Below are 11,918 nucleotides of genomic sequence, written 5' to 3' on the forward strand. Positions count from 1 at the left end.
CACTCGGTGAAGCGCCGGTGCGCGGTGGGCCCGGACGGACCGAAACAGGGCGGCAGCTGGGCCCACGTGCACCCCGACGTCGCGACGAACACGATCGCCGCCAGCACCTCGCGGTCCCCGTAGCGGCGCCGACCACCGCCCAGCGGGCGGGTCGGCGCCGCCGGCACCACCAACTGGAACAACTCCCACAACTCGTCCGGCACCAGACGCTCCACGATCGTCACCGGACCAGCCTACAAGCCCAAATGAGACGTCTTCTTACACCTTTCGCATCGATATCACCCGATTGCCGGATGGTCGCCACGCCTCTGCGTGCTCGGTCAGGACGGCAGGGTCACCGACTGGGCGTGGTGGAAGACGTTCTTGTCGTCCCAGAGCTTCTTGGCCCGCTGCAGGCGGGCGTAGTTCTGCTTGTAGTAGAGGCGCTGGTAGGCGGGCCGGTCGTCGCCGGCCACGCCCAGGTCGATGTCCGGGTAGTTGACGTAGGCGCCGTCGGTGTCGGTACCGATCTCGGGAACGCCTCCGGTCGCCCGGTACGCGTCCCGGTAGAGGCCGCGGAGGAACGCCAGGTGGTCGGCGTCCGCGGCCGGGTCCGTCCAGTACGTCTGGTACTGGAGCTTCATGACCGAGTCGCGCTGGGGTGCGGCGGTCTCGGTGGGCCCGCGGTCGTTCACCCGGCAGCCGTAGGAGTCGATCTGGACCAGCGTGTTCGTCAGGTCGACACCGGGGACCTCCCTGGTCAGCCACGTCCAGAACGACTCGATCTGCGCCGGGGTGAAGGGTCTCCGGTGATAGGCCGACTTGTACTTGCCGCGCTGGTTGGCACCGGAACCGTTGACCGTCATCGTGGCCTGGAACCACGGCAGCCGGCGCCGCTTGTCCGGGTAGGGCAGGTAGAGCCTCCCCGCGATCCGGGTCTGGATGGTCGACCTGGTCCTCATCCCGGACTCCACCAGCGCGAGGAACTCGTCCAACGGCGCCGGATCCTCCTCGTCCCACTGGCTGAACAGGACGACGTTCCCGTTCGACCGGTGGGTGAGGTGGAGGATGGAGAACAGTCCCTGGTACACCGTCTCCTTCCGGCCGCTGTAACGGGCGAAGAAGGCACCGAAGTTGTCGAGCAGGGTCCGGAAGTCCTCCGGGCGCCGGACCAACTCGTCCCACGGCCAGGCGACACTGCTCAGCCACACCTGCGGCGGCGGCTTCGGCAGGGCGTGGGCGAAGTGATAGCGCAGGACGATGCCGAAGTTCCCGCCGCCGCCCCCGGTGTGCGCCCAGAACAGCTCACGCTCCGGCGAGCCCTCCGGATCACCCCGGTGGGCCGTCGTCACCTCCACCCGGCCACCCCGGACGGTGACCACGTCGACCTGGACCAGGTGGTCGACCGTCAGCCCGTGGCGCCGGGAGAGCAGCCCGTACCCGCCCCCGCTGATGTGACCGCCGGCTCCGACCGAGTAGCAGGAACCCGCCGGGATCGTGACGCCGTAGGTGCGGAAGAGGGTGGTGTAGACGTCCCAGTTGGTGGCGCCGCCCTCGACGCAGTAGGTGGCCGCGCCGAACTTGTCGGTCCCCGTGCGGACCCCGCGCAGGGTGCTGAGGTCGAGGATGACGCCCTTGTCGTTGTCGACGAATCCCTCGTAGCAGTGGCCGCCACCGCGGACCGTCGGCCGCAGCCCGCGGTCGAGCGTCGTCCGCAGCTCCGCCACCGCGTCGGCCTCGTTGCCGACCAGCCGGATGTGGTTCGGCCGGCTCCGCCAGCGCTGGTTGAAGCCCTGGCTGAGCGTCTCGTAGCGGGAGTCCGAGGGGAAGACCGTCCGCCCCTCCGGGAGCTCGACCGGATCGGCCTCCGCACGGCCGGCGGCGCCGGCGGTCAGGCCCAGCGAAGCCGCGGAGACGCCGGCGGCGGTCATTCCGGTGCTGCCGAGAAAACCTCGACGGGAGAATTCACGGCTCATCGACCACCCGCTTTTCCGACTCCGATATTCCGGCACGGGAAAGCTACCACCGGTTCCTGACGATGTGAATCCCTGCACGAACTAGTGTGACTGTATATTCTTCCCGACCTCTTTCCGGAATCGACTCGGGACTCCACCCGGCAACCCCGGCGACACCGCCGACCGGCACTCCGGGAGGTCTCGGCGGACGCACACCGAAGGAGAGGGGCACTTCGGCGACGCCGACCGCACCACCGCGAAGGCCGCACTCCGAAGACCCGCCGCACCGCCGGGAACCCGGCTTGACGAGCCATCTAGTTAGGCGCCATATTACTGCCATGACCCCACACCACGAGGTCGACGGCGGCGCACCGACGCTCGACCAGGCACGCAGACAGCTCTCCCGGTACGGCCTGGCGGCCGATCCGCAGGCGGTCCTGGTCGCTGCACGCCTGATGGCCGCCGCCTCCCGACTGGGACAGGCCGGGGAGGCGCACTTCGCACGGTTCGGCCTCTCCACCGGGCGGTACCGACTGCTGGCCGACCTGGAGGACCACGGCGGCGAGAAGTCCCCCTCCCAGCTGGCCGCTTCGCTCGGCGTCTCCCGGGCGACCGTGACCGGCCTGGTCGACGGCCTCGAACGCGGCGGCCTGGTCGCCCGCCGACCGTCCACCGAGGACGGCCGGGGCAACGTGGTGGTCCTGACCACCCGCGGATCGGAACGCCTGCGCGACATGGCGCCGGAACACTACGAGCGGATGCAGGCCATGGTCGGCGGCCTCTCGATCGAGGAGCGCACGGTGTTCCTCGACCTGCTGGCGAGGCTGGTCGAGGGCATGGAGGCCCTGACCGCCGACTGACCGGCCGCGGACCGACCGGCTGCCGACCGGCCGCCGACCAGCTAGGGCCTCCGACCGACCGACGGCCGACCCCGCACCGGTCGGCCACCCCGACAACAGCGCGCAGCATCGGACCGCCCGGCGAGAGTCGGCGGCCCGACCGCTCCACGGCCACATAGTTAGTTACCTAATCACCAATACTTAGCCACCTAAGTATATCTCGGGAGTTTCCATGCCCAACAGGCAGAACACGCCCACCGATCCGGACGACGCCCGGCCGCCGTTCGTCCTCTGGCGCGAGGTCCTGGTCGCCTACGCCATGCCGGCCGCCATGGCCGGGGCCGGCGGCCTGGCGACCGGGCAGTCCCAGCTGCTGATCGCCGCCGCGACCACCATCGCCGGCACCTCCGCCGTCGTGGCCGCCCTGGTCGGCGCAAGGCTGCGCCGACGTCCGGCCGATTCGTGGAGCACCCATGCGCCGCGCACGCTCCTCGCGGCCGGCGCCGGACTCTGCGCCGCCGCGATAGGCCTGGCCCTCGGCTGGTCGGGCGCCCACTGGCTGCCCCGGGTGCCGGCCCTCGCGGACAGCCCGTGGCCGGACCGGCTCCGGATCGACCTGCCGGTCTCCGCGGCCATCGCCGCGACCATGATCACCTGGCGCTGGCGCAGCACCCGCCCGCGCCGCCGCCGGGCGCGCTGAGAACCGTCCGCCCCCTTGACCCGCGCGGCACAGGCACCCCGCCGCGCGGACCGGTCCCACCCACACCCACACCCACACCCACGGAAAGAGATCCAGAGATGATCGTCATCATGGGCGCCACCGGCGCCACCGGCGGAGCCACCCTCCGCAGCCTGACCGAGCGGGACATCCCCGTCCGCGCCCTCAGCCGCGACCCGGCCCGGCTGCTGGCCGGACTCGACGACCGCACCCGCCCGCTGGTCGACGCGGTCGCCGCCGACGCCGGCGACCCGGAGTCGCTGGCCGCCGCCTTCAAGGGCGCCCGACAGCTGCTCCTCACCATGGCCAACAGCCCCCAGCAGGTCGAGCACGAGCTGCGGGCCGTCGACCTGGCGGCCCGGAGCGGTGTGGAGCACATCGTGAAGATCTCCGCCCCGGCCGCCGAGCCGGACTCCCCCGTCGCCGTCTCCCGGGGCCACCACCGGATCGAGGAGCACCTGCGGGCCTCCGGCGCCACGGCCACCGTCCTGCGTCCGTACGCGTTCATGCAGAAGCTGCTGCTGCTCTCGCCCGGCATCGCGGCCGCCGGGCTGATCCACGGCGCGACGGGCAGCGCCCGCTGCAACTACGTCGACTGCCGGGACATAGGCGACGTCGCGGCGGCCGTCCTCACCGATCCCAGGGCCGCGGGCGGCGTCCACGAGCTCACCGGTGGACGGGCCTACAGCCACCAGGAGATCGCCGAGCTGCTGAGCGCGCTGCTCGGCCGGCCGGTGCGGTACATCGACCTGGCCCCGGCCGAGCTGCACGCCCACCTGGTCTCACGGGCCGGGATGCCGGACTGGCTCGCCACCCACGTGGTGGAGATCCAGCGGCTCGCGGTGGAGCGGCCGGAGTCGCCGACCGACGCCGCCACCAGGCTGACCGGTCGCGCTCCGCGTACCCTGGAGGCATTCCTCCGCGAGCATCTCCACCGGTTCCACTGACCCCTGCCGGACACCCCGACGGGCCCGCCGATCCCCGGACGGCGGGCCCGTCGCCCCGAAAGGAGCCAATCCGATGTGGCGTGGGTCACGACCGGAAAACACATCTGACGGTCCGTCAAAATGACTGATTGGCCGTCACATCAATGAGCCGGTCGCGCAGTTGTTGACTGACGGACAGTCAGATTCGGTCATTTCAGCGCCAGTTGGGAAGAGTGTCGGTCGGTACGCCGTTCATCACCCGGGGCTACCATCGGTCGGGTTGTCCGCTCCGGCCCCGGAGTGGGGTCACCCCGTCAGGCGGTTGCTCCCACCGCCCCCAAGGGTCGAGCATCGGTCGGGACGGGGCAGGACAAGGAGCGCACGGCTGTTATGACAGCTGAACCGAACCAGACGGAGGCGGGCGACACGGCTGCGAGCCGGACGGCCGCGGACCACACGGACCCGGCGACCGCGGACCGGCCCTCGCCGGAGCCCACGGCCCCCGGCGACGGGCCGCACGCCGTCGACGGACCGGACACCGACGGCAAGCACGCCCGCTACCCGGGCCGCCCCGCGCCCGCCCCGCGCACCCTGATCGACATCCTCGACGCCAGCGTCCGCGACCACCCGGCCGAGCCGGCCCTCGACGACGGCCACACCGTCCTCAGCTACCGCGCGCTCGCCGCCGAGGTCGAGCAGCTGCGCCGCCGCCTGGCCGCCGCCGGCATCCGCCCCGGTGCCCGGGTCGGCGTCCGCGTGCCCTCCGGCACCAACGACCTCTACGTCTCCGTCCTCGCCGTCCTCGCGGCCGGGGCCGCCTACGTCCCGGTCGACGCCGAGGACCCGGACGAGCGCGCCCAGCTGGTGTTCGAGGAGGCCGCGGTCGCCGCGATCCTGGGCGCCGACCGCTCGCTCACCATGACCGCGGGCGCGGCCACCCCCGAGGCGGCCACCGCCGGCACACCCGGATCCGGAACGCCCGCCGCCGACCTGCCCACCGAGACCCGCCCCTCCCCCGCCGACGACGCCTGGATCATCTTCACCTCGGGCTCCACCGGCCGCCCCAAGGGCGTCGCCGTCACCCACCGCAACGCCGCCGCCTTCGTCGACGCCGAGGCCGCGCTCTTCCTCCAGGACGAGCCCATCGGCCCCGGCGACCGGGTGATGGCCGGGCTCTCGGTCGCCTTCGACGCCTCCTGCGAGGAGATGTGGCTCGCCTGGCGCTACGGCGCCTGCCTGGTGCCCGTCCCCCGCTCCCAGGTGCGCAGCGGCGCCGACCTCGGCCCGTGGCTCGCCGAGCAGGAGATCACCGTGGTCTCCACCGTGCCGACGCTGGCCGCGCTCTGGCCGGCCGAGGCGCTGATCGAGGTCCGGCTGCTGATCTTCGGCGGCGAGGCCTGCCCGCCCGAGCTGGTGCAGCGCGTCGTCACCGAGGGTCGCGAGGTCTGGAACACGTACGGCCCCACCGAGGCCACCGTGGTCGCCTGCGCCGCGCTGCTCACCGGTGAGGGGCCGGTCCGGATCGGCCTGCCGCTGGACGGCTGGGACCTGGTCGTCGTCGACGAGGCCGGCGAGCCGGTCGCGCCGGGTGGCACCGGCCAGCTGGTGATCGGCGGCGTCGGTCTGGCCCGCTACCTCGACCCGGAGAAGGACGCCGAGAAGTACGCGCCGCTGCCGTCGGTCGGCTGGGACCGCGCCTACCGCAGCGGCGACCTGGTGCAGGCCGACCCCGAGGGCCTGCTCTTCCTCGGCCGCGCCGACGAGCAGATCAAGCTCGGCGGGCGCCGGATCGAGCTGGGCGAGGTCGACGCGGCGCTCCAGGCCCTGCCGGGCGTGGCGGGCGCGGCGGCGGCGGTCCGCACCGCGCGCGGCGGCAACCAGCTGCTGGTGGGCTACCTGGTGACCTCCGAGGGCTGGGACCGCGAGCAGGCCGTGGCGCGGCTGCGGGCCGAGCTGCCGGCCGCCCTGGTCCCGTTGCTCGCGACGGTCGACACGCTGCCCACCCGGACCTCCGGCAAGGTCGACCGGAACGCGCTGCCGTGGCCGCTGCCCGGGCTGCAGCCCACCGGCCCGACCGAGGAGCTGTACGGCACCGAGGCCTGGCTGGCCGAGCAGTGGACGGAGATCCTCGGGGTGCCGGTGAGCGGCCCCCGGGAGGACTTCTTCGCGATCGGCGGCGGCAGTCTGGCCGCCGCCCGGCTCACCACCCTGCTCCGGGCCCGTTACCCGAGCGCCGCGGTGCTGGACATCTACCAGAACCCGACGCTGCGCAAGCTCGCCCGGCACCTGGAGCGCTCGGCGGCGGAGCGCAACGAGGTGCGGACGATCGCGCCGGTCCCGACCCGGGCCAAGGTCCTGCAGTTGCTCCTGCTGGTCCCGCTGTTCACGGTGGTGGGGCTGCGCTGGACGGTCGCCCTGCTGGCGCTCGGCAACCTGCTGTCGCACCTCGACGGTTTCGCCTGGGCCCCGACCGCCTCCTGGTGGGCGGTCGGGGCGGGGGCGCTGGCGCTGTTCAGCCCGCCCGGACGGCTCACGGTCGCGGCCGGCGGCGCCCGGCTGCTGCTGCGCGGCCTGCGCCCGGGCAGCTACCCCCGTGGCGGTTCCGTGCACGTGCGGCTCTGGGCCGCCGAGCGGCTCACCGAGGTGAGCGGGGCGACCACGCTCTCCGGGGCGTGGCTGGTCCGGTACGCGCGGGCCCTCGGCGCCAAGGTCGGTCCGGAGGCGGACCTGCACTCGCTGCCGCCGGTGACCGGTCTGCTCAAGCTGGGCCGCGGCTGCGCGGTGGAGGCCGAGGTCGACCTCTCCGGGTACTGGCTGGACGGTGACCGGTTGGAGGTCGGGCAGATCAAGATCGGCGCGGGCGCCGTGATCGGCACCCGCTCGACCATGCTGCCCGGTGCCCGGGTCGGCAAGCAGGCCCAGGTGGTGGCCGGGTCCAGCGTCACCGGGCAGATCCCGACCGGTCAGCGCTGGGGCGGCGCGCCCGCCGTCAAGCTGGGCCGCACCGAGCGGTTCTGGCCGAAGGGGCGCCCGGTCCGCCACGCGCGCTGGTCCGCGCTGTACGGGGCCAGCGGCACGGCCCTCGGCCTGCTGCCGCTGCTGCCGGCCGTGGCCGGTGTGGCGGTGCTCTCCCTGTTCGTCGATCCCGCGGACGGTCTGGGCGGGGCGCTCGGCGGCGCCCTGCTGGGCCTGCTGCCCGCCACCCTGGCGTACGGCGTGGTGTACGCGGCGCAGCTGGTCGCGGCGGTGCGGCTGCTCTCGATCGGCCTGGTCCCCGGGGTCCACCCGCTGCACGGCCGGGTCGGCTGGCAGGCCTGGTCGGTGACCCAGCTGATGGACCAGGCGCGCGAGATCCTCTTCCCGCTGTACGCGGGGCTGGTGACGCCGCTCTGGCTGCGGGCGCTGGGCATGCGGGTCGGGCGTGGCGCGGAGGTGTCGACGGTCCTGGCGCTGCCGAGCCTGACCACGGTCGGCGACGGTGCGTTCCTGGCCGACGACACCCTGATCGCGCCGTACGAGCTGGGCGGCGGCTGGGTGCGGCTGGGCGAGGCGAAGGTGGGCGAGCGGGCGTTCCTCGGCAACTCGGGGATGACCGCTCCGGGCCGTTCGGTGCCCAAGCGGGGGCTGGTGGGCGTGCTGTCGGCGACGCCGGCGAAGGCGAAGAAGGGCAGCTCGTACCTGGGCATGCCGCCGATGCGGCTGCCCCGGGCGGCCGACAAGGCCGACCAGAGCCTCACCTACGAGCCGCCGGCCCGGCTGCTCTGGGCGCGCGGGCTGGTCGAGGTGGGCCGGCTGCTGCCGGTGCTGGCCTCGGGCGCGCTCGGCGCGCTGATGCTGGCGGCGCTCTCCTGGGTGGCGGTCGAGTGGTCGCCGCTGGCGGCGGCGCTGCTGTCCGGTCTGCTGCTGCTGGCCGCGGGCGGGGTGGCCTGCCTGGTCGCGGTGGCGGCGAAGTGGCTGCTGGTGGGGCGGTTCCGGGCGGTGGAGCATCCGCTGTGGAGCGGTTTCGTCTGGCGAAACGAGCTGGCGGACACCTTCGTCGAGGTGCTGGCTGTACCGTGGCTGGTCGGCGCGGTGCCGGGCACGCCGCTGCTGAACGTGTGGCTGCGGGCGCTCGGTGCGAACGTCGGGCGCGGGGTCTGGTGCGAGAGCTACTGGCTGCCGGAGGCGGACCTGGTCACCCTCGGGGACGGGGTGTCGATCAACCGGGGCTGCGTCGTGCAGACCCACCTCTTCCACGACCGGATCATGCGGATGGATACTGTCGTCCTCGGCGAGGGCTCCACCCTGGGGCCCGGCGGCATCGTGCTGCCCGGCAGCTCGGTGGGTGCGCGCAGCACACTGGGCCCGGCCTCGCTGGTGATGCGCGCCGAGTCGGTCCCCGCGGACACGCGGTGGCTCGGCAATCCCATCGAGGTGTGGCAGACCACCTCCTGACCACCGTTTCCCCCGCCCGCCGCCACGCCGCCCCCCTCCCCCTGTCGCAGGAGCGTACGACCCGGTGAAACCCCGCCCGGTGCAGTCCCAGCAGTCCCCGCAGATCCCGCAGCCCCCGGGTCCTCCGGCCGCCCCCGCGGCGCCGGTGGGCTCCGTGAACGGTGTCCACCGGGGCCCGGCGGCGGCGCCCGCCGCCGGGCCGGACCCGTACTTCCCGAACAGCGGGGACCACCGGTACCGCGTCCACCGCTACGAGCTGGCGCTCGACTACCGGCCCGGCCCGAACCGGCTGGGCGGCACGGCCCGGCTCAGCGCCGTGGCCGTGACCGCGCTGCCCGAGTTCGCACTGGACCTCGCCGAGTTCCGGATCGGCCGGGTGCTGGTGGACGGCCGGGCCGCCCGGTACACCCACCGGGCCGGCAAGCTGCGGGTCCGTCCGGCGAAGGCGCTGACGGCGGGTGCGGCGTTCACCGTCGAGGTGCACTACACCGGCAACCCGAGGCCGGTGCGCAGCCCGTGGGGCGGCCTGGGCTGGGAGGAGCTGACCGACGGCGCGCTGGTGGCCAGCCAGCCGGTCGGGGCGCCGTCCTGGTTCCCGTGCAACGACCGGCCGGCCGACAAGGCGACGTACCAGGTAGCGGTCACCACGCCCTCGCCCTACACGGTGGTGGTCGGCGGCCGGCTGCTGACCCGGACCACCCGGGCGTCCAGCACCACCTGGGTGTACGAGCAGTCCGCGCCGACCTCGACGTACCTGGTGACGGTCTCGATCGGCCAGTACCTGCCGGTGGTGCTGGCGGAGCGCCCGAACGTGCCGCAGACCGGGTTCGTGCCGGAGCGGCTGGCCGGTTCGTTCGCCGCCGACTTCGGCCGGCAGCCGGCGATGATGGCGTACTTCGAGGAGGTGTTCGGCCCCTACCCGTTCGGCGAGTACGCGGTGGTGGTGGCCGACGAGGAGCTGGACGTGCCGGTCGAGGCGCAGGGCGTGGCGACCTTCGGCACCAACCATCTCGGGGGCGGCTGGGAGCGGGAGCGGCTGATCGCCCACGAGCTGGCCCACCAGTGGTTCGGGAACAGCCTGTCGGTGGGCGACTGGAGCCACATCTGGCTGAACGAGGGGCTGGCCAAGTACGCGGAGTGGCTCTGGTCCGAGCGGGCGGGCGGACCGTCCGCGGCGGCGAGGGCCGCCTCCGCGCACCGGCTGCTGGCCGGGCTGCCGCAGGACCTCCGGCTCGGCGACCCGGGCCGGAAGCTGATGTTCGACGACCGGCTGTACCAGCGCGGCGGGCTCACCGTGCACGCCCTGCGGCAGGCCCTCGGGGACACCGCCTTCTTCCGGATGCTGCGGGACTGGGCGGGTTTCCACCGGCACGGGACGGTCACCTCCGCCGACTTCCTGGCGCACACCGCCCGCTACACGCAGGCGCCGTTGGAGGGGCTGTTCGAGGCCTGGCTGAGGCGGCCGGAGCTGCCGCCGCTGCCGCCGGGCTCACCCGGCTCGACGGTCCGGGCCTGGTCCCCGCCGGCCTGACCGGCCCGGCCGGCCCCCGCCGGCCGTTCCCGGCGGTACGCGGCCGGGCCCGCCCGGACGGCGTGCCGGGACGTTGCCGCACCACCGTGCCCGGGCTCAGGAGAGCTCGGGCACGGTGCGGTGCAGCCCCTTGCGGTCGTAGTAGCGGGTCATCCCGAAGCCGAAGAGCAGCGCCGCCACCGTGCCGATCCCGATCCAGACCCACGCCCTCGTCAGGCCGGCGTCCGCCTGCGCGTCGAAGAAGAGGATGGCGCGCACGCCGTCGGTGAGCTGGCGCATCGGCTCGAACAGCGCCAGGAACCGGTAGAACGACGGCAGGGCGTCGAGCGGGATCGTGGCGCCGGAGGACGGCAGGCCGAGCACGATGAAGACGAACATGCTGATCAGCAGGCCGATCCCGCCGAAGGCCGCGTTGATGGCCTGGACCCCGAGCCCGACGGCGCTGGTCGCGCAGACCGAGAAGACCCAGAGCAGCGGCAGGTGGGCGGCGTCCATGTCGAGGACCACCACACTCGCGAACATGATCAGCGAGGAGGTCAGCAGCGAGAGCACGACGGACATCGCGCACTTCACGGCCAGGGTGCCGGTGCGGTCGATCGGGACGACCGGGTGGCGGGCGCGCCAGGGACCGATCTCGTTGTCGGCGTAGCCGAGGGCGACGTCGACGCCGTTGCCGATGATGTTGGCGCCCATGAAGCCCGCCAGGACCAGCAGCAGGGTGTAGTAGAACGCGGTGAGTCCGAGCCCGCTGCGGCTGCCGATGGGGTGGCCGACGGCGGTCGTGACGGTGATCGGGTCGGCGATCAGCAGCCGGGCGGCGTTGTCCAGGCCCTGGGTCCCCGGCAGGGCGGTGAGCGTGCCGCCGAGCCGCAGGGACGCCTCCCGGACGGCCTGCTGGCCGATCTGCGCGGCGAGCGAGGAGCCGAGACTGCCGACGCCCGGGTTGGTGTACTGGACGACGGTCGGCCGTGCGGGTTCCGCACCGCCGCTGCTGCCGAGGGCCGCGACCGCCGCGGTGAAGTCGGGCGGCACCTGGAGGACGCCGTACAGCTTGCCGGAGGCCAGCTGTTCCTTGGCCGCGGCCTCGTCGAGGCGGCGCCAGGAGACCGTGTCCCCCTGGCCGGGGGCGGTGGCGATGCCGGTGACGACCTGCTCGCCGAGGTTCCGCTGCTGTCCGGCGACGGTGGCGCCGCGGTCGGTGTCGACCAGCCCGATCGGGATGTGGTGCAGGTCGGCCCGCGGGTCGAGGATCCCTCCGAGGTAGAGCAGCGACATCAGCAGGCTGAGCAGCCCGACCAGGACGGCGGGGATCACCCAGAGCCGGGGGTTGCGCAGCACCTGCCGGGCGCGGACGCCGGTCGTGGGCGCCGTGGTCGGCGGCGGGGGCTCGGGGAGGTTCGGTTCGGGGACGTCGGGCATGAGTCTCCGTACGTGGTCGGCGGCCCGGCCGACACTAGGAGCGGCGTTCGGCGGGCGCACGCCGCCACGCCGCCGGGTCACCCGCCCGCGCGGCCCCGGACACGGACCGGCCCGGCC

General features: G+C 73.7%; 8 protein-coding genes. 5 read left to right on the forward strand and 3 right to left on the reverse strand.

Annotated features, from left to right (window positions below; translation table 11 throughout):
- Together PUR56_RS33645 and PUR56_RS33650 are read right to left on the reverse strand one after the other, a co-directional pair.
- Positions 1-224: transposase (locus PUR56_RS33645; RefSeq protein WP_329951715.1), on the reverse strand; the 224-nt coding region annotated here is incomplete at its 3' end.
- A 96-nt stretch (positions 225-320) separates the two neighbouring features.
- Positions 321-1,910 carry an FAD-binding oxidoreductase gene (locus PUR56_RS33650; protein ID WP_329951716.1) on the reverse strand — a complete coding sequence of 530 codons (1,590 nt, stop codon included), beginning with the start codon at positions 1,908-1,910 and terminating at the stop codon, positions 321-323.
- A 362-nt stretch (positions 1,911-2,272) separates the two neighbouring features.
- On the opposite strand from PUR56_RS33650, the gene PUR56_RS33655 reads away from it, so the two are divergent.
- The 5 genes from PUR56_RS33655 (at position 2,273) to PUR56_RS33675 (ending at position 10,382) form a co-directional block, all read left to right on the forward strand.
- Positions 2,273-2,794: a MarR family winged helix-turn-helix transcriptional regulator gene (locus PUR56_RS33655; RefSeq protein WP_329875677.1), complete on the forward strand. Its 522-nt coding sequence runs from the start codon at positions 2,273-2,275 to the stop codon at positions 2,792-2,794.
- Between the two features lie 211 nt (positions 2,795-3,005).
- Positions 3,006-3,473, forward strand: a complete 468-nt coding sequence (locus PUR56_RS33660; protein WP_329951717.1) for a hypothetical protein — start codon at positions 3,006-3,008, stop codon at positions 3,471-3,473.
- A 98-nt stretch (positions 3,474-3,571) separates the two neighbouring features.
- The gene (locus PUR56_RS33665) at positions 3,572-4,438 is read left to right on the forward strand and encodes an NmrA family NAD(P)-binding protein (protein ID WP_329951718.1); all 867 of its coding nucleotides are present in this window, start codon (positions 3,572-3,574) and stop codon (positions 4,436-4,438) included.
- 369 nt (positions 4,439-4,807) lie between these two features.
- Complete coding sequence (locus tag PUR56_RS33670) at positions 4,808-8,851, forward strand: Pls/PosA family non-ribosomal peptide synthetase (RefSeq protein WP_329951719.1); 4,044 nt, start codon at positions 4,808-4,810, stop codon at positions 8,849-8,851.
- Between the two features lie 154 nt (positions 8,852-9,005).
- Positions 9,006-10,382 carry a M1 family metallopeptidase gene (locus tag PUR56_RS33675; RefSeq protein WP_329951720.1) on the forward strand — a complete coding sequence of 459 codons (1,377 nt, stop codon included), beginning with the start codon at positions 9,006-9,008 and terminating at the stop codon, positions 10,380-10,382.
- A gap of 96 nt (positions 10,383-10,478) precedes the next feature.
- Here the strand turns inward: PUR56_RS33675 and PUR56_RS33680 are convergent, their stop codons facing one another.
- A complete protein-coding gene (locus tag PUR56_RS33680; protein WP_329951721.1) occupies positions 10,479-11,801 on the reverse strand; it encodes a YhgE/Pip domain-containing protein in 1,323 nt (440 codons plus the stop codon).
- Positions 11,802-11,918 lie beyond the last annotated feature (117 nt).

Source organism: Streptomyces sp. BE303 (assembly GCF_036290945.1).
GTDB lineage: Bacteria > Actinomycetota > Actinomycetes > Streptomycetales > Streptomycetaceae > Kitasatospora.

Bases quoted from the DNA above. Each gene is read 5' to 3' on its own strand.
- PUR56_RS33660 (WP_329951717.1), top strand. From the start codon at position 3,006: ATGCCCAACAGGCAGAACACGCCCACCGATCCGGACGACGCCCGGCCG.
- PUR56_RS33655 (WP_329875677.1), top strand. From the start codon at position 2,273: ATGACCCCACACCACGAGGTCGACGGCGGCGCACCGACGCTCGACCAG.
- PUR56_RS33670 (WP_329951719.1), top strand. From the start codon at position 4,808: ATGACAGCTGAACCGAACCAGACGGAGGCGGGCGACACGGCTGCGAGC.
- PUR56_RS33665 (WP_329951718.1), top strand. From the start codon at position 3,572: ATGATCGTCATCATGGGCGCCACCGGCGCCACCGGCGGAGCCACCCTC.
- PUR56_RS33650 (WP_329951716.1), bottom strand. From the start codon at position 1,910: ATGACCGCCGCCGGCGTCTCCGCGGCTTCGCTGGGCCTGACCGCCGGC.
- PUR56_RS33680 (WP_329951721.1), bottom strand. From the start codon at position 11,801: ATGCCCGACGTCCCCGAACCGAACCTCCCCGAGCCCCCGCCGCCGACC.